The organism is Riemerella anatipestifer (assembly GCF_009932355.1).
Classification (GTDB): domain Bacteria; phylum Bacteroidota; class Bacteroidia; order Flavobacteriales; family Weeksellaceae; genus Riemerella; species Riemerella anatipestifer_E.
In genome coordinates this window covers 107,537-125,281 of record NZ_LEKU01000016.1, presented here as the reverse complement: position 1 = coordinate 125,281, position 17,745 = coordinate 107,537, and the positions used below count along the sequence as shown (strand labels likewise).

Here is a 17,745-nt window from a genome sequence, read left to right as displayed (position 1 = left end):
TTTTTTTATTGTTGAGTTCTAAGTTCGTTAATCAAAGTTTTCAATTTTTGTTTAGCTCTATTTAGTTTCACTCTTACATTCACCTCTGTTATTCCCATTTGAGCTGCTATCTCTTTGCCAGAATAATTTTCTAAATAATAGAATATAAGCGCTTTATCTATTGCACCTAGCTGTTGTATTGCTTTATACATAAGTTCCAATTGCTGTTGTTCAACATCATTATTTTCCACCCTCTTATTTATCGTACTTAGCTCTATATCAGAAGTATTTATTTTTTTCTTATCACTTCTTAGAAAAACAATAGAAGTATTAAGAGCTACCCGATAAAGCCAAGTAGAAAATAAACTCTTGCCTTAAAAAGACGGATACGATTTCCACGCTTGATAGATAATCTCTTGAAACAAATCTTCTTGGTCGTTTTTATTATCCATATACATTTTGGATATTTTAAAAATAACCCCTTTATGCTTCTCTATTTGTTGTAAAAATTCTGTTTCCAGAGACATCATTAGCTTTTATGTAGAGTAAGTATCCAAATTACAAAAATGTTACAAAAATATTTTAATATATTTTTTTAGTGCTTTTTTATTATCCTAGATCAATGCTTTAAGGTAAAGGTTTAAGGTATCTTTGTTTAAATAAAAAACATTCAAAATGAATACTAAAAAAATAGAGCTTATCGTCGCTCCTAGACCTGCACATTTTGTAGGAGATGGTTTTAGAGTACATAATTTTATTCCTAGCGGATTTAGATTAGATATGAAAAGAATGGATCCTTTCATTATGATGGATTACAATTCTAAGTTTTATTTTGAACCTTCCCAAACCCCTAGAGGCGTAGGCGTACACCCTCATCGTGGTTTTGAAACCGTAACCATAGCTTATCAAGGTAAAGTAGAGCATCACGATAGTGCAGGTGGCGGTGGCATTATACAAGAAGGCGATGTACAGTGGATGACGGCTGGTAGCGGTGTACTCCATAAAGAATATCACGAAACTGAATGGAGTAAAAAAGGTGGCATTTTCCAAATGGTGCAACTGTGGGTAAACCTTCCTGCCAAATATAAAATGAGTCCTCCAAAATACCAATCTATACAACATACAGAGTTTCCTAAAGTCTCTGTCGGCGAAAATAGTTGGGTAGAAGTAATTGCAGGAGAGTACAATGGTAACAAAGGTATCGCAAGTACCTTCAGCCCAATACATATGATGAATGCAAGACTAAAAAAAGGTGCTAGAGCTTCATTTAGTTTCCCTGCTCATTTTAACACCGTTGCTTTGGTTATAGAGGGCAACATTATTGTAAACGAAGAGGAAGAAGCTCCTACAGACCACTTAGTTTTGTTTGAAAATAGTGGCGAAGATTTCAACATAGAAGCCCTAGATGATGCTGTTGTGCTTATCCTTAGTGGAGAACCACTTAACGAGCCTATAGCCGCTCATGGTCCGTTTGTAATGAACACTAGAGCAGAGATTATTCAGGCTTTTGATGACTTTAAAAACAACAAATTCGGAGTCTTAGAAGATTAACGAAAAGCAGGCTAAAAACCTGCTTTTTTATTTAACTCAAATTTAACTTTTTTTATAAATGCTTTGGCTAGATATTAGTGAGTTTAGCTATATCTTTGGAAAACTAAAGAAGAGTGTTACAAGCACACTTAATTAAATAAAGAATTAGTTATGGCTAAAAAAATATTATGGATAGATGACGAGGTAGATTTATTAAAACCTCATATCGTATTCTTAGAAAACAAAGGTTATCAGGTAACGCCCATCAATAATGTTAATGAAGCCTTAGAAATATTAGATGAAGAAAGTTTTTCATTAGTGCTTTTGGACGAAAATATGCCTGGTATTTCTGGGCTAGATGCCATACCGTTACTAAAGGAAAAAAATTCAGCAATGAAAATTGTAATGGTAACTAAAAGCGAAGAAGAACACATTATGGAGCAAGCCATAGGTTCGCAAATTGCCGATTATATCTTAAAACCTGTAAATCCTAACCAAGTTCTGCTCTCTTTGAAAAAAAATCTACAAAGCGACGACCTTGTAGAACAACAAACCAAGCAAGAATATCAGCAAGAGTTCAGAAACATAAGTATGGAGTTAAGTTATCTTAACACTTATGAAGATTGGAGTAATTATTACAAAAAAATATTGGGTTGGGAAATTAAATTTGATAAGGTGTTTGATAACGAATTTGCCGACTTGCTACAATCTCAAAAAGAGGAAGCCAACATACAGTTTGCCAAGTTTATAGAAAGAAACTACGAAAATTGGCTCAATTCAAATGAGAAACCTCTTATGAGCCATACGCTTTTTAAAGAAAAGGTAAAACCAGAAATGCAGGATGACAAAGTTCTGCTACTTATGATAGATAATCTAAGGTACGACCAATGGAAAGTCATTGAACCATTGTTTCTTAAATTCTATAACAAAACTCTAGAAACCTCATATTACAGCATCTTACCTACAGCTACCCAGTATGCAAGAAATGCCTTTTTTGCTGGATTGATGCCTTCCGAAATAGAAAAAAGATTTCCTGACCAATGGCTGAACGACAACGAAGAAGGCAATAAAAATGAAGCCGAACAAGATTTCTTAAAAGACCAAATGAAGCGTCTAGGATTATCTTCTAAAACAATGAAGTACATTAAAGTCTTAAACTCTGATTTTGAACAAAAGGTTTTAGAAGATTTTCATCAGCATCAAAATAAAGATTTGGTAGTAGTCGTCTATAATTTTATAGATATTTTATCCCACGCCAAAACGGATAATTCTATCGTTAATCAGTTGATTAGAGATGATAAAACTTTCCGTTCTCTTACCTTAAATTGGTTTGAAAACGCCCCTATTATGAGATTGATTAAACAAGCCGCAGAGTCTGGTTTTAAACTCATCATCACTACAGACCACGGCACCATCTATGTTAAAAAGCCAAGCAAAGTTGTAGGCGACCGAGAAACCTCCACCAATATCCGCTACAAAACAGGGAAAAGCCTTTCTTATGAAGATTCTGATGTGTGGGCTATTAGCCAGCCCGAAAAGCTATTCCTACCCAAAGGTAATCTAAGTAGTAAGTATGTATTTGCTAAGAATAATACCTTTCTAGCATATCCAAAAAACTACAATCACTTTGTTAATTATTATAAAGAAACCTACCAGCACGGTGGCATTTCTTTGGAGGAATGCATTATTCCATTTTGCATTCTAGAACCCAAATAAAAATAAAAAGATAGGGATAATTTCTCTATCTTTTTTCATTTATATAAAATGTATTAACAATCTGTTTTAATTGCTCTTTATCTTCGTTAGATAGTTTTTTCCAAATAAAACCTTCTTTTAAGTTCGAACCTATTTTTTGAGGAAAAATCCCTGCTTCTAAATAAAGCTCCAAGAAACTAGGAGAAATAGCTGGAAGCGGCGTATCAAAACTAAAAGGATAGTTGTCCACTACATTAAAAGTCAAATTACCTATTGTAAAAGTTTTATACCGTTGATATTTGTAAGTCGCTGGTTTTACAACTTGAGAAAGTTCTATATTTTTAATAAATCCACCCAACCTAAAACTAGGAACATATTTCACAATTAAAGACGGAGTAAATAAAAACACAGACATACCCAAAGTACCTATAACACTCACAAAAGCGACTCTCTTAGCGGAAAACCAATTCCTAAAAACCAAAAGAGCAACCACAAAAAATACTTCCAAGAAAAATCGGTATTGTGCTGAAAATAGCAACACCAAAACGCTTTTAAGAAAAATTGATATTACAATCAGCCAAATCAAACGGCTTTTACTTTTAATAGCAAATAATAGTAATGCCAACAAGCTCAAAACAAAAGATAGGTTGATAACTCCTTTTATGCCTTTCAGGAATATCCAATTTTTAACACTTTCCCAAACCGAAAATTGTTTTATTTCTTCGTAAGAATACTGAAAATCGTAAGTTTTAAGAATAGCTGTTTCGGCTGAATTTTTAAGTAAAAATTCATTAGGTTTCCAACTCAAGCCTAAATCCAAAACTTGTACGGGAAAAATAGGAAACCCAAAGCAGTACCAATTTTTAATCACAAAAACAGACACCACACCTACGCCTACTATTATCAACTTATAAGTGAATTTCCTTATCAAAAAAGCATATAAAAAGACCATCAACGGGAGCCATATTATGGTAGGTTTTATGCTGAAAATCCAAACCGAAAACCCAAATAGTGCTGACACATTATGGTTTTTATTCAAAACTTCATTCAAGATTATTAAAGAGCCTACAATAACTGGTAAATCTGTACTTGGCGATTGTAAAAACAATAACAAAATAGGCAAAAAGATAAAATGAACCCACACCTTTTTCTCTATAATGTAAATGATATATCCTAAAAGTAATACTACATTCAATCGCAGAAAAACATCAGAAGTATTAGAAAACCCTGCCTGTAAAATATGCCAAAGAGACATTTGTCCTAATATTAAATCTAAATTCCCAATACCTTTTACTAGACCTATCTCTGCAATCCATTTAATACTAGGCACATAGTAACCAAAGTGGTCTAAAATAAACGGATACCCACTCCCAAAAAGCAACACAATAAAAAGCAACGGAGCAAAAATCAAATAGTTTCTAGTAATAAAAGTTCCTAAAACGCGATATATTTTAAAATAAACAAAGGCATTTAGTCCTAAAACCAAGCTAGAGACTTCTACTACTCTATTGATAGGCACTGCAAATGCTAAAACCGCCCATACCAAACTCAATCCCATACACCCTGCAAAAAAAGCAGAGGATAGTTTTTCTTCCCACAACTTTCCTAATAGTTTTTCAAATAGCATTCCTACCCCTAGCAAACTAGAGAAAATAACGCCTACGGAAAGTAACAGATAAAGCATAAAAATTATTTTTTATAAAAATTTAAAACATTATCTCTCATCTGTTTTTGTCGGTAAGGTTTTTCATTGAATATAGGAGCTTTAGTCCCATTGTTCAAAGTTAAATTAGGAGCTTTAATTACCACCGCCTCATCCCAAAGTTGAGCTTCAATAAAGGTATTTAACATCTTGCTTCCGCCTTCTATAATGATAGATTGTATCTGCTGTTCATACAAATGACACATCAGTTCTTCTAGAAAATTTTCTTTATCAATTTTTATCCATTTCAAATGGTCTTGCTCACAGTTTTTATGAAGGTTAAAAATAATGGTAGGAGCATTAGTATTGAAAATATTAAAACTTCGAGGCACTTTAAGCTCTAAATCTATTAAAACTCTGACAGGATTTCTACCGTCAAGATGCCTTACATCTAAAGTTGGGTTATCATTAAGTGCCGTTTGTGTCCCAACCAAAATAGCGTGTTCTTCGGCTCTCATCTTATGCACATATTGAGATGCCAAAGTGTTAGATATAGGCGTTGGAGCGAAATTTCGGTCTATAAAACCATCGTTAGACTCTGCCCATTTCAGGATAATGTATGGTCTTTTTTTCTCATGGAAAGTAAAAAACCTTCTGTTAAGCCATCGGCATTGTTCCTCCAACACTTTATCAACCACTTCTATTCCTGCCTCTTCTATCATTTTTTTTCCTTTGCCACTCACTTTTTCATTAGAATCAGCGGAGCCTATAACCACTTTTTTGAAACCAATTTCTGTGATTTTAGCAGCACAAGGTGGTGTTCTCCCAAAATGGGAACAAGGCTCTAATGAAACATAAATCGTTGATTCTTTTAAAAGCCCTTTGTTCTCCACCGAATTGATAGCATTAATTTCTGCATGAGGCTCTCCTGCCTTGTGATGATAGCCTTCCCCTATCATGATGCCATTGTGTACAATTACCGCTCCTACCAAAGGGTTAGGGTAAGTATTACCTCTAGCCTTCTCTGCCAAGGCAATACATCTACTCATATATTTTTCGTAAGACATACAGAACTATATTATTGATATTAACTAAAAAACTTTGCTGAAATCAATCTAATCCCAACAAAGTTTTCGTTTCTATTTTCGTTTAACCTTTTATTATTCTCCCGAAATCATTTGATGTAATGTAATCCTAAGGCTCTCCAATTGAGCTCTCTTATCGTCAATTTTCTCAAAAGTATCTTTTAACAACGGATTCTCTCTCGTTGGATTGTTAAAGAAAGAAAGATTGTTTTCCAGCTTAACCACTTCAGCCTCAAGGTCGATAATTTGGTTTTTAAGTTTACGAGCTCTATCAGTAATTTGAGATTCGGATAAGCCTTCCTCCTTAATATCAAACTCATTAAGGTTATTAAGTTTCAGCTTTTGCTTTAGAGTTTTATTAAACTCCGAATTGATGCCCAACTTATCCTTAGGCACTTTGCCTACGGCATTCCATTTATTTTTAATTTCCTCTATTACTTCTAGAGAGTTCTCTCCTTTCTCTATTTTTTTAAGTTCTTCTAGGAGACCTTTCTTCTGCTTAAAGTTTTCGTTCCAATCGTCTCCAGCCGCTTCGCTTTTGGTTCTGTATTGGTCAAAGAAAAAGTTGCACGCTTCACGGAACGCGTCCCATACTTTATTTGCCTGACTTCTAGGCACGTGTCCTATCGTTTGCCAATCTTTCTGAAGTTTCTTGAATAGCGGCACCATAGTCTCCCAATCTTCGGAGTTTTTGTTATCTTGAGCCACTTTTATCAACTTATATTTTTCTTCTAAGTTGTTTATTTGAGCTTGTTTAAGACCTTTATAAAACTCGTTTTTAGCCGAATTAAAGGCTCTTACGCTTTGCTTAAAATCAGTCCAATTTTGGGTAGAAAGCTTTCTAGGAACGCTACCTAACTTTATAAATTCTTCTCTTAGCTCTTCCATTTTCTTAATGGATTTCTGCCAATAATTATGGTTAGGTTTTTCTGGTGCTCCTAAGGCTTTTATTTGAGCAATAATGGTGTTTTTCTTCTCTAGATTTTCTTTTTGTTCCGCTTCTCTCGCTGCGAAGAGTTCAGTTTTTCTATCGTGTATTTGGTTAGAAAGTTCCTTAAACTCCTCCCAAGTGCTGTCCCTAAACTCTTCTGCCACAGGCTCTGCCTCCTCTCTCCAAAGTTTGTGGAGATACTGCAATTCGTTAAGTGCTTTTTGTATCAGTGGCTCTACCAATAGCTCCTTAGCACGAGCGATGATGTGCTGTCTCTTTTCCAAATTATGGGCATACTCTTGCTCACGGTATTCTTTGTTGAGGTCTAGCATTTGGTAGAACCCATTGAGGTGATGATAGTAGTTATTGTTCAGATTTTTGAACTCCGACTTTGCTACTTTACCCGCATTAGCCCACGCCTCTTTTATTTCCCTTATGGCTCTGAATAGGTCTGTCCCTGGTTCTGTATTAGTGTAAAGATTTTTAAGTTTTTCTACAATTTCTAGCCTTACCTCTAGATTTTTTTGGTGTTCTTCCTCTTGCTTTTGAATAAAGAGGTCTCTCTTTTCTTTAAAAATATTGACGAGTGCAGAAAACTTTGCTTGTAAAGGGTGTTCGTAGCTGAAAACCTCCGAAGGGTCGTTATCTGCTGCTTCGAACTCCTGTTTTTTGTTTTCTGTTATTTCGTCTATTTGCTCGGAAATAGATTTTCTAAGCGCATTGAATTTCTGAATCTCCTCTCCTGCATTCTCTAGATTGATGAGCCTTTCCAGCTTATCTACCAACTCTTTCAAAGATAACTTTTCGTTCTCTTCGTGGTCGTCGTCATCGTGGTCTTCTTCTTCAACTTCCGACTCCTGATAAGACGAAGGTTCTAAAACAGTATTTTCCTTTATTTCTTGGTTGGGTTGAGGTGTGTTTGGTTCTTCTTGTCTAGAGTTCAGAGTTTCTTTGTTCATAGCAGTATATTTTTAAAGTATTAAATTCTAATTGGGTTCTAAGCCCCAATTTTTCCATCGGCACTAAATTAAAGGTTTTTTATACTAAATTCCAAATTTCCCAGGCTTTTTCTGCCTGTTGTTCTAGCATAAACAGTCCATTAGCTGTTTTAGCTCCTCTTTTTTGAGCTTCTTTAATGAGTTTAGTTCGTTCGGGATTATAGATAAGGTCTAATACCAAATGTTCGTCCGAAAGCCCATCAAACGGGAATAGGACACAGTCTTCCACATTAGGATAAGTTCCTACGGGAGTACATTGTATGATGATTTGATATTCGGACAAATGCTCTTCGGTAAGTTGTTCAAATTTGATTGCCCCTCGCCTAGAGACCACAAGATACGGAATACCTTTACGCTCTAACACAAATTTAACGGCTTTAGCCGCCCCACCATCGCCTAGTACAAGTGCCTTCTGATGAGTAGGTTTAAGATGGAGGTCTAAGGTTCGTTCAAAACCATAGGCATCTGTATTGTAGCCTATCTTCTTGCCGTCTTTAATGCTTACTGTATTTACCGCTCCTATGGCTTGGGCTTCTTCGCTAAGCTCATCTAGGTAGTTTATAATTTCTACTTTGTACGGAATGGTAACATTAAAGCCCACCAATCTTGGATTAGACCATAATGCTGTAACGCTCTCTATACTGGGCAAATCTAAAATATGGTAGGAAATATCTTTGATAAATAACTTCTTAAACTTGGTTTCAAAATATTTTTGAGAGAAGGAGTATGAAATGTTTCTCCCTATAAGCCCCAACTGTTTTCCCATAAACTTGTTTATAATAACTATTAAAGGTAATGATTACCGAACATTTTTCATTTATTCTCGTTCTTGTTTTTTAGCTTCTTCCCAAAGGCAGTCCATCTCTTCCAGAGAGAGGCTGTCTAGGTTGAGATTTTTCTGCGAAGCTAAAGCCTCCATCGTTTGAAAGCGGCTGATGAATTTGTGATTGGTACGCTCTAAGGCAGTATCAGGATTGATGCCCGAAAGCCGAGCATAATTAACCAAAGAAAACAACACATCGCCAAACTCTTGTTCTTTCTGCTGGGGGTCTTGGGTATGATGAAACTCTTGTAGCTCTTCTTCTACCTTGCTCCACGCCGCTTCGGCATTTGGAAACTCAAAACCGATGCCCCGCACCTTGTCTTGGATACGATACGCCTTAACCAAAGACGGCAGCCCTCTAGGTACGCCTGATAGAATGGAACGATTGCCCTCTTTGAGCTTGAGTTTCTCCCAATTTTGCTTCACTTCTTCCTCGTCTTTCACCTCTGTATTGCCGTAGATATGAGGGTGCCTGAAAATGAGTTTTTCGTTGAGTGATTTTAGGGTATCTCCTATATCAAAGTGCTGCTGCTCCGAGCCTATTTTGGCATAAAATACCAAATGTAAAAGGACATCTCCCAGTTCTTTCTTAATCTCGTCTAGGTCTTCGTTCAGAAGGGCATCGGATAGCTCATAGACTTCCTCTAGGGTGAGGTGTCTTAGACTTTGCAAGGTTTGTTTTCTATCCCAAGGGCATTGCTCTCTTAGGGTATCCATAATATCCAGCAATTCTCCAAAGGCTTTTAGTTGTTGTTCTCTCGTGGTCATATATTTATCTGTTGATGAGTATAAATGAGCTTCTCAAATTCTCGTTTAACGATATTAAAATTAAAGTAAATACAAACATGAAAAGTATTTTATCATTAAATGTTACCAAGTTCTTTATCATATACAGTATTTACCTTTTACAAACACCATTTAAACAATGTATTTATGTTTTATAAGATTTTCATTTAAAACTTCAAGTAATTGATTGTAATTCGTATTCATAGTCCCTACAGAAATATTGTATGGGGAGCCATAGTTTTCAAGGTTAAATTTCATAAGTTTTTTTCTCAGTTTGTTTTTTTCTTTTCTTATATATTCCTCCGCATTACTAATCTGTATAATAATTATTTTAACACTATTAATTTTTAATTCGGAAAAACCTTCAATATCACTCCATCTTATATATTCATTTTTTTTAGGATTAATATTTATTCCATTTTCATCAATTATTAACATCAATCTATTTTTCAGTAATTGTCTTATTGAAACATAAATACCTAAACCAAAAAATAAAAAAGACGCAACCCCAACAATCTTTAAAAATAGAGGATTAGATACTCTATAGCTAGTCATATTTTCCGCATTTAGAAAGATATCAATACCTAGTATTACAAAAATTAAAGACCCTATCAATAATAAAAATGCCTTCTTCCTATTTGAATAAAACTCCACTTTATTCATTTTAATAGATACTATTAAACAAAAAACTTTGCTAAGAGATTCAGCAAAGTTTTTGTGATTGTTTATTTTTCTTCTTCGTTAACTTCTTCTTTTATGAAGCTATCAGGCGTAATGTAACCTGCTTTTTGCAAAAGATTGTACCACTGAGCAAGTTTTCTAATGTCAGACACATACACTCGCTCTGTATCATAGGTTGGTAGAGATTTTAGCATAAATGCTCTAAGCTCTTCGTCTGAAGATTTGTGGTTGATAGTTTGCTCGTAATTTTCGTTTTTAGCGATGTTTTCAAACACTTCAAACAATGGCACTTCTCTATCAAAACTGAACATTGCAATGTTATCCAAAAGACTTACTTGGCTTGAGTTAGAAATACTTAGCTTCTTCTTAGTGGTAATATCTTCTACAATAAAACCATTTCTAAGTTGAGAAACTAATTTATAAAGCCCTGGTTTTCCTGAAATTGAAATAATTTTTTCTAAAAGCATATCTTCGTTTTTTATCTTTATTTTAATCTATTTAGGGAATCTCATTTTGTAGCTTACGCTTACCTCTCCTGTCGATATTTTGTTGAGTTTCCCTTTCACTAATTTCTTTTTGAGCACACTTAGTTTATCGGTAAACAAAATGCCCTCTATGTGGTCATACTCATGTTGTATAACTCTTGCTCTAATATCGGAGTAAGTTTCTGTGTGTTTTTTGAAATCCTCATCGTAATACTCTATTGTGATGGTGTCTTTCCTTTTAACATCTTCTCTTACTTCTGGTATAGAGAGGCAGCCTTCGTTAAACTTCCACTCCTCCCCTGTCTCCTCTAATATTTTGGCATTGATGAATACTTTTCTGAAATCTTTAAGCTCATTAGCTATATCTAGGTAGTCTTCGTCTTCTGCCAGTGGTCTCACATCTACAATAAAAAGTCTAATATCTAACCCTATTTGCGGTGCTGCAAGCCCTATCCCGTGAGCTCCTTCCATAGTTTCAAACATATTTTGGATAAGCTCCTTCAGATTAGGATAATCTGGGGTAATGTCTTGTCCTTTCTTCCTAAGTACAGGGTCGCCGTAGGCTCTTATTGGTAGTATCATCTCTTTTGGTCTAAAAAATTTTGTAAAATTATGGTGGCACTTACTTTATCTATAAGCCCTTTTTCTTGTCTTTGTTTTTTGTTTTTCCCGCTTTGACTGATGAAAAAAGAAGCCATCTTGGAGGTAAATCTTTCATCTAAACGGTGAACCTCTATCTCTGGAAATTGAACTTTAAACTTTTCTATAAACTCTAAGATAGAAGTTTCTACTTCAGAGACATTACCCTTTAAATCCACAGGGTAACCTACAACCACAGCTTCTACAACATTACTGCGGATATATTCGGATAAGAATGACAAAAGTTCCTCCGTTGGCACTGTGGCAAGCCCACTAGCAATGAGCTTCATATCATCTGTTGCCGCTATACCCGTACGTGCTTTACCGTAATCTATGGCTAATATCTGTCCCATAAAGAGGTGCAAATTTAATGATTTTTTAAACATAGACGGTATTTTAAACACATAAATCAAACTCTACTTCCCATTTCTAGGTAAATAAAATTTACTAACTTTGCGTTCGGCAACGCTTTAGAAAAACTCTGGAGCGTTATCTTTGTTTTTAGCACATCTTTATTATTATAGATTGAGTAATATGATTTTGTCCCCAATCCACGAAAGCCTTTTACCTTTCCTCCTAAAACATCAATTCGGAAGTTCTGTTTTGGAAGCTTTACCTCATCATCAGCACATTTCGGTGAAGGGAATGGCAGGTTCTAGCCCAAGTTTAATCTGTGCAGAACTATTCCTCACCCAAAACCAACCTATCCTCCTTATAGTAGATGATAAGGAAGATGCCCACTACACCACTACAGAACTAGAAGAACTACTCGGCGAAGATAAGGTACTCTATTTCCCTGCCACCCACCTAGAGCCTTACCAAACCGAAAAAACACAAAATGCCAATTTGGTATTAAGAACCGAAGTGCTTAATCAGCTCAATGCCAATCCAGAGCCAAAAGTCATTGTAGCCCATTATGCTGCCCTTTGTGAAAAGGTGCTTAAAAAGGAAGATTTTAAAGCCATTTCTCACCATATTAAGGTAGGCGACCAGCTAGATTTTGATTTTACAGGCGAACTACTAGAGCAGTTTAATTTTCACTTAACCGATTTTGTTTCTGAACCGGGAGAGTTTGCTGTAAGAGGCGGTATTGTAGATGTCTTCTCTTATGCCAATGATAAGCCTTATCGTATCACTTTTTTTGGCAACGAGGTAGAAAGCATCAAAACTTTTGATATTGAAACTCAACTATCCATAAGTAAGGTAGAAAGTCTGCAATTAGTTTCTAATATGAATTTTGCAGTGCAAGGCACCAAAGTTCCGTTCCTAGATTTACTGCCAAAAGACAGCTTTATTGTTACTAAAAATGCCTATCTAGGACTTAACTACATCAGAGATTTTTACACAAAAGCAGAGGAAAAATATACCCAACTCAACTCGGACATCAAACACCAAAAGCCTAACGAACTCTTTATATCAGACGAGGTATTTTTTAAAACCTATCAAAAGTTTAGAACGGTAGATTTTACCTCACAATCGTTACAGCTTTCTCAAGCTCCTTTTATTGAACTCAAGCAAAGCCCACAACCTAGCTTTAATAAGAATTTTGAGCTCCTCATAGAAGACCTAGAAGAGAAACAAAAACAAGGCTTTAATTTATGGATTTCGTTTGCCTCCGAAAAACAAAAAGAACGACTGAAAAGTATTTTCGAAGATTTGGGAAGCGCCATTTCTTTCCAGTTTTTCAAATCGGAGCTGCATCAAGGGTTTATAGACCACCAACACCAAATCCTTGTCTATACCGACCATCAAATTTTTGATAGATACCAACGCTACCGAGCTAAAAACACTTTTGCCAAGTCGGAACAACTCACACTTAAAGATTTAATGTCTTTAAAAGTAGGCGACTACATTGCCCATATTGACCACGGCATCGGGAAGTTTATGGGACTGGTAAAGGTAAACAATGGTGGTAAAACTCAAGAATGCTTTAAATTGACTTACAAAAACGGAGATTTACTCTATATAAGCATACACGCTCTGCATAAAATTTCTAAATATAATGGTGCTGAAGGTAAGGAAATCACGCTTTCTAAAATAGGTTCTCCTTCGTGGAAGAACCTCAAAAATAAAACGAAAGCCAAGGTTAAACAAATTGCATTTGACCTTATAAAACTTTACGCTAAAAGGAAAACCGCCAAAGGCTTCGCCTATACACCAGACACTTACCTCCAAAATGAATTAGAGGCTAGCTTTCTCTACGAAGATACTCCAGACCAAGAAAAGGCAACGCTAGATGTTAAACGAGATATGGAAGCCGATTCCTTTATGGATAGGCTCGTCTGTGGCGATGTGGGATTTGGTAAAACCGAAGTAGCTATAAGAGCAGCCTTTAAAGCTGCTACAGATGGTAAACAAGTTGCTGTTCTTGTACCGACAACCATTTTGGCGTTTCAGCACTACCGAAGTTTTGCAGAAAGGCTTAAAGATTTCCCTGTTAATATTTCGTACCTCAATCGTTTTCGTACAGCAAAACAAAAACGAGAAACCTTAGAGAAACTTGCCGAAGGTAAAATTGACATCATCATCGGTACCCACCAACTCACCTCCGAAAAAGTCAAGTTTAAAGATTTAGGACTTCTCATTATAGACGAAGAACATAAGTTTGGAGTTTCTGTAAAAGACAAACTTAAAACTTTAAAAGCAAATATAGATACTCTCACGCTTACCGCTACACCTATCCCTAGAACGCTACAATTTTCGCTAATGGCAGCTAGAGATTTATCTGTAATTAAAACCCCTCCACCCAATAGACAACCTGTAGAAACTCAACTCATAGGTTTTGATGAAGAAATTATAAGAGATGCCATTTCCTACGAATTACAAAGAGATGGACAGGTTTATTTCATCAATAACAGAATTGATAATTTAAAAGACATTGCGGGAATGATACAACGCCTCGTCCCCGATGCTAGAGTGATTACAGGACACGGACAAATGGACGGTAAGCAGTTAGAAGAAAACATATTAGACTTTATGGAAGGAAGGTACGATGTACTGGTTTCTACTACGATTGTAGAAAGCGGTGTAGATGTACCCAACGCCAATACTATCTTTATCAACGATGCCCAAAGGTTTGGTATGGCAGATGTTCACCAAATGCGTGGGCGAGTGGGACGAAGCAACCGAAAAGCCTTTTGTTACCTTATTACACCACCTTTTGATATGGTAACTTCTGATGCAAGAAAACGACTTGAAGCCATAGAACAATTTTCCGATTTAGGCAGTGGTTTCCAAATCGCAATGAAAGACCTTGAAATTCGTGGTGCTGGTGATTTGCTTGGTGCAGAGCAAAGCGGATTTATCAACGAAATGGGCTTTGAAACTTATCAAAAGATAATGCAAGAAGCCTTAGAAGAATTGCAAAATGATGCCGAGTTTGAAAGTCTTTTTGAAAACGAAGCAGACCGAAAAAAACTGTTCAAGTCTTCCAAAGATGTTAATATTGATACCGATTTGGAACTGATGCTTCCTGACTCTTATGTAAGTAGTACAGAGGAGCGACTAAGCCTCTACCAAAAACTTGCAGAAATAAATAACAAAGAGGAATTAAAACGCTTTGAGGCAGAACTAGAAGACCGTTTTGGGTCATTGCCAGAAGAAGCCATTAACCTACTAAAATCAGTAGAGTTAAAATGGCTAGCTGCAGCTATTGGTTTTGAAAAAATCGTGATGAAAAATGGTATTTTTATAGGTTATTTCCCTAGCAATCCGCAGGATAAATTTTACCAAACCGAAAAGTTTAAAAAGATTATCCAATATCTAAGTCAAAATCCTCAAAAAGCCAGTCTTAAAGAAAAACATTCGGCTGAGGGCAACCAGCTTATGATGAGAAAAGACCATATTAACGATGTAGATGAAGTGAATGAACTTCTGCAAGCTATACTCAACTAAGTGAAAAAGCCTCAGAATATTCTGAGGCATTTTTTTAACCTTTAAAAAAGTAATATTTATTTCAATTGAGAAGCATCTATACTTACATGTACAGTTACTTCGTTTTTAATAACTCCGTTTGCTACAGGCATTTGAAATTTAACTCCAAAATCTTCTCTCTTAATATCGGTAGGCTCAGTTTTAATGCTTACTTTACCTTCCTCTACCTTTACATTAGCTTTAAATTGTACTGGTTTTGTAATCCCTTTAATCGTAAGATTGCCATCTAAAAGAGTGTTATAATCTCCTTCGGTAGTTTCTGTAACCTTAGTAATTTCAAAAGATGATGTTGGGAATTTTTCTACCTCAAAAAAATCTTCATTTTTAAGATGACCATCTAATTTAGCTGATTTCTCCGCATCATCTGTAATATCTCTGTTTGCTAAAGTGTTCATATTCGCTACGAATTTCCCGCTCTCTAGCTTACCGTCTTTTACTGTTACTTCTCCGCTCTCAAATTTAATATCTCCAAAGTGGCTCGTATTATCAGACTTCACCACTTTATAACCTTTCCACTCTACCTTACTGGTTGCTGTATCTATGGCATATACTTGTCCTTCTTTAGTAGTGGTAACTTCATTAGACTCGCTAGTAAGAGGTTTATCTTTTCCGCAAGAATTTAGAGCTAACAGACCAATGCTCGTTGCAAATAATAGGCTTAAAATGTTTTTTTTCATTATGATTTGTATTTATTATGATTAAAGATATAGGGCTAATATAAGAATTTTTATATAAATACACAAACAGATGATTTCTGCATTAAGCCTTATCTAAGGTAAAAATAAAACTCGCTCCACTTAAATAGACACTTTTGGCTTCAATATTTTGCCCATGAGCTTCTAAAATATGCTTTACAATAGCTAAGCCTAAGCCAGAGCCTCCATCTCTTCTGTTTCGGCTACTTTCCACACGATAGAAACGCTCAAAAACACGAGGAAGTATCTCTGGTTTTATCCCCATACCGTTATCTTTAACCTCTACCACTACTTTATCTCTATGAACTGAAGTAATGACTTCTACCACTGCTTTTTCTCTATTAGCATAATGTATTGCATTAGAAACTAAATTGAGTAAAACTTGTGATATTTTCTGTTTATCTGCCAAAACCCATATAGTTCCATTACTTTTAAGGCTTAGCTGAGTGCCCTTCTTTTGAGCTTCTATATCTAAAAAGTCAAAGATTTCCTTTACCAAAACATTGAGGTCAAATTTTACAAATTCAAGAGTGATTTCGCCACTTTCAAAGCGGTTAATCATATCTAAATCTTTAACGATATTCATCAATCTATCTAAAGATTTATCTATACGATGCAGGTATTTATCTCTAATTTCTAAATCTTCCACACCACCGTCTATCAGAGTTCCCACATAGCTCTGTATGGAAAATAATGGAGTTTTGAGCTCATGCGATATGTTACCTATGTACTCTTTACGGTAGCGTTCCATCTCCTTCATCATATCAATCTCTGAACTTGCCTTTTCGCTAAGTCCAGAAATTCGTTCGCCTAGTTCTTTAAAATTGATATTCTCATCTTCAGTAGCAATTTCATCTGGTAGAATAGTAGAGATTTGCCTTATCTTTTCTTTACCATAAAATCTAAATAAAAAACTAACAATAGTGTAGTTAACAAAGAAAATAACTGATAGGACAAATAAAACAACAATAAAACCTACATTATTGAACCAATCTTTGGTCTTTACATATTCAAATGCAAAAACCACTAACCCCATAGCCACTGTAAGGCATAAAGATGCTATAATACTGAGCGAATTAGGCTTCATTTTTAACCTAGATAATTAATTTATAACCAATCCCTTTAAGTGTTTGGATACTTTTAGAGCCTAATTTTTCTCTTAATCTTCGGATATGAACATCTATTGTGCGTTCTCCTACCACTACATCATTACCCCATACTTTTTCTAAAATTTCCTCTCTTTTAAATACTTTTTCGGTATTAGATGCCAAAAGATTCAGCAAATCAAACTCTTTTTTAGGTAAAATAAAACTTTCGTCACCTTTGGTTACCTTAAAATTATCTCTATCAATAATTAGATGCCCTATTTTTAGAATTTTATTTTTTTCTTCCACTTGTTGCGTGAGGTTCATTAGAGCATTCACCTTGGAAATTAGCACTTTAGGTTTAATGAGCTTTACAATATAATCATTAGCACCTGCTTGATAACCTGCTAATTGCGAAAATTCTTCACCTCTTGCAGACAAAAAGACAATAAGACACCCTTCTAATGCAGCTATTTTTCTAATCTCTTGACAAGTCTCTATACCGTCTTTATCAGGCATCATAACATCAAGAAGAATAAGATGTGGAAGTATTTCTTTAGCCTTCTCTATACCTTCGTTTCCGTTATTGGCAGTGTGTACCTCATACCCTTCTTTCTTTAGGTTGTAGGAAATAATTTCCAAAATATCAGGCTCATCATCTATTAAGAGTATTCTTTTGCCTTTCATTTTTAGTTTTTATTAGTTAGGGGCTCAAATTTAATCATTTTTTAACTTAAAATTAACACGCTTCTGGTTCT

15 protein-coding genes and 1 pseudogene are annotated in these 17,745 nt (G+C 35.3%); 3 read left to right on the top strand and 13 right to left on the bottom strand.

Annotated elements, in window-relative coordinates; genetic code table 11:
- Window positions 1–5: 5 nt before the first annotated feature.
- Window positions 6–506, bottom strand: a pseudogene (locus tag GXW81_RS06575) (RNA polymerase sigma factor).
- Window positions 507–654: 148 nt separating this feature from the next.
- Here GXW81_RS06575 and GXW81_RS06570 point away from each other — a divergent pair.
- Window positions 655–1,530: a pirin family protein gene (locus GXW81_RS06570; RefSeq protein WP_161531689.1), complete on the top strand. Its 876-nt coding sequence runs from the start codon at window positions 655–657 to the stop codon at window positions 1,528–1,530.
- A 150-nt stretch (window positions 1,531–1,680) separates the two neighbouring features.
- Complete coding sequence (locus tag GXW81_RS06565; RefSeq protein WP_161531688.1) at window positions 1,681–3,225, top strand: PglZ domain-containing protein; 1,545 nt, start codon at window positions 1,681–1,683, stop codon at window positions 3,223–3,225.
- A 25-nt stretch (window positions 3,226–3,250) separates the two neighbouring features.
- Here GXW81_RS06565 and GXW81_RS06560 read toward each other — a convergent pair whose 3' ends face one another.
- The 9 genes from GXW81_RS06560 to ruvX form a co-directional block, all read right to left on the bottom strand.
- Window positions 3,251–4,888 (bottom strand): LIC_10190 family membrane protein, encoded by a 1,638-nt coding sequence (locus tag GXW81_RS06560; RefSeq protein ID WP_161531687.1) that lies wholly within the window; start codon window positions 4,886–4,888, stop codon window positions 3,251–3,253.
- Window positions 4,889–4,893: 5 nt separating this feature from the next.
- Complete coding sequence (gene ribD / locus GXW81_RS06555; protein WP_161531686.1) at window positions 4,894–5,913, bottom strand: bifunctional diaminohydroxyphosphoribosylaminopyrimidine deaminase/5-amino-6-(5-phosphoribosylamino)uracil reductase RibD; 1,020 nt, start codon at window positions 5,911–5,913, stop codon at window positions 4,894–4,896.
- 93 nt (window positions 5,914–6,006) lie between these two features.
- Entirely contained in the window at window positions 6,007–7,821 is a 1,815-nt protein-coding gene (locus GXW81_RS06550; RefSeq protein WP_161531685.1) for a DUF349 domain-containing protein, read from the bottom strand.
- A 79-nt stretch (window positions 7,822–7,900) separates the two neighbouring features.
- Window positions 7,901–8,626 carry a shikimate dehydrogenase gene (locus GXW81_RS06545; protein WP_161531684.1) on the bottom strand — a complete coding sequence of 242 codons (726 nt, stop codon included), beginning with the start codon at window positions 8,624–8,626 and terminating at the stop codon, window positions 7,901–7,903.
- Between the two features lie 51 nt (window positions 8,627–8,677).
- Window positions 8,678–9,451, bottom strand: a complete 774-nt coding sequence (mazG, locus tag GXW81_RS06540) for a nucleoside triphosphate pyrophosphohydrolase (RefSeq protein WP_161531683.1) — start codon at window positions 9,449–9,451, stop codon at window positions 8,678–8,680.
- Window positions 9,452–9,601: 150 nt separating this feature from the next.
- A complete protein-coding gene (locus tag GXW81_RS06535; RefSeq protein WP_161531682.1) occupies window positions 9,602–10,132 on the bottom strand; it encodes an STM3941 family protein in 531 nt (176 codons plus the stop codon).
- Between the two features lie 62 nt (window positions 10,133–10,194).
- Window positions 10,195–10,617 carry a DUF5606 domain-containing protein gene (locus GXW81_RS06530; RefSeq protein ID WP_161531681.1) on the bottom strand — a complete coding sequence of 141 codons (423 nt, stop codon included), beginning with the start codon at window positions 10,615–10,617 and terminating at the stop codon, window positions 10,195–10,197.
- A 27-nt stretch (window positions 10,618–10,644) separates the two neighbouring features.
- Window positions 10,645–11,217, bottom strand: a complete 573-nt coding sequence (gene def / locus GXW81_RS06525; RefSeq protein ID WP_161531680.1) for a peptide deformylase — start codon at window positions 11,215–11,217, stop codon at window positions 10,645–10,647.
- Entirely contained in the window at window positions 11,214–11,627 is a 414-nt protein-coding gene (ruvX, locus tag GXW81_RS06520; protein WP_161531679.1) for a Holliday junction resolvase RuvX, read from the bottom strand. Before ruvX ends, def begins: the two co-directional genes overlap by 4 nt.
- A gap of 181 nt (window positions 11,628–11,808) precedes the next feature.
- On the opposite strand from ruvX, the gene mfd reads away from it, so the two are divergent.
- Window positions 11,809–15,168, top strand: a complete 3,360-nt coding sequence (gene mfd, locus GXW81_RS06515) for a transcription-repair coupling factor (protein WP_161531678.1) — start codon at window positions 11,809–11,811, stop codon at window positions 15,166–15,168.
- Window positions 15,169–15,224: 56 nt separating this feature from the next.
- On the opposite strand, the gene GXW81_RS06510 is transcribed toward mfd, so the two are convergent.
- The 3 genes from GXW81_RS06510 to GXW81_RS06500 form a co-directional block, all read right to left on the bottom strand.
- Window positions 15,225–15,884 carry a YceI family protein gene (locus GXW81_RS06510; RefSeq protein ID WP_161531677.1) on the bottom strand — a complete coding sequence of 220 codons (660 nt, stop codon included), beginning with the start codon at window positions 15,882–15,884 and terminating at the stop codon, window positions 15,225–15,227.
- A gap of 82 nt (window positions 15,885–15,966) precedes the next feature.
- Window positions 15,967–16,989 carry a cell wall metabolism sensor histidine kinase WalK gene (locus tag GXW81_RS06505; RefSeq protein ID WP_161531676.1) on the bottom strand — a complete coding sequence of 341 codons (1,023 nt, stop codon included), beginning with the start codon at window positions 16,987–16,989 and terminating at the stop codon, window positions 15,967–15,969.
- A 7-nt stretch (window positions 16,990–16,996) separates the two neighbouring features.
- Window positions 16,997–17,674 carry a response regulator transcription factor gene (locus GXW81_RS06500; RefSeq protein WP_064969447.1) on the bottom strand — a complete coding sequence of 226 codons (678 nt, stop codon included), beginning with the start codon at window positions 17,672–17,674 and terminating at the stop codon, window positions 16,997–16,999.
- Window positions 17,675–17,745 lie beyond the last annotated feature (71 nt).

Coding starts and splice junctions, on each gene's coding strand:
- GXW81_RS06545 (WP_161531684.1), bottom strand. CDS start 8,626: ATGGGAAAACAGTTGGGGCTTATAGGGAGAAACATTTCATACTCCTTC.
- GXW81_RS06500 (WP_064969447.1), bottom strand. CDS start 17,674: ATGAAAGGCAAAAGAATACTCTTAATAGATGATGAGCCTGATATTTTG.
- GXW81_RS06505 (WP_161531676.1), bottom strand. CDS start 16,989: ATGAAGCCTAATTCGCTCAGTATTATAGCATCTTTATGCCTTACAGTG.
- GXW81_RS06530 (WP_161531681.1), bottom strand. CDS start 10,617: ATGCTTTTAGAAAAAATTATTTCAATTTCAGGAAAACCAGGGCTTTAT.
- ruvX (WP_161531679.1), bottom strand. CDS start 11,627: ATGGGACAGATATTAGCCATAGATTACGGTAAAGCACGTACGGGTATA.
- mazG (WP_161531683.1), bottom strand. CDS start 9,451: ATGACCACGAGAGAACAACAACTAAAAGCCTTTGGAGAATTGCTGGAT.
- GXW81_RS06510 (WP_161531677.1), bottom strand. CDS start 15,884: ATGAAAAAAAACATTTTAAGCCTATTATTTGCAACGAGCATTGGTCTG.
- GXW81_RS06535 (WP_161531682.1), bottom strand. CDS start 10,132: ATGAATAAAGTGGAGTTTTATTCAAATAGGAAGAAGGCATTTTTATTA.
- GXW81_RS06570 (WP_161531689.1), top strand. CDS start 655: ATGAATACTAAAAAAATAGAGCTTATCGTCGCTCCTAGACCTGCACAT.
- ribD (WP_161531686.1), bottom strand. CDS start 5,913: ATGTCTTACGAAAAATATATGAGTAGATGTATTGCCTTGGCAGAGAAG.
- GXW81_RS06550 (WP_161531685.1), bottom strand. CDS start 7,821: ATGAACAAAGAAACTCTGAACTCTAGACAAGAAGAACCAAACACACCT.
- GXW81_RS06560 (WP_161531687.1), bottom strand. CDS start 4,888: ATGCTTTATCTGTTACTTTCCGTAGGCGTTATTTTCTCTAGTTTGCTA.
- GXW81_RS06565 (WP_161531688.1), top strand. CDS start 1,681: ATGGCTAAAAAAATATTATGGATAGATGACGAGGTAGATTTATTAAAA.
- mfd (WP_161531678.1), top strand. CDS start 11,809: ATGATTTTGTCCCCAATCCACGAAAGCCTTTTACCTTTCCTCCTAAAA.
- def (WP_161531680.1), bottom strand. CDS start 11,217: ATGATACTACCAATAAGAGCCTACGGCGACCCTGTACTTAGGAAGAAA.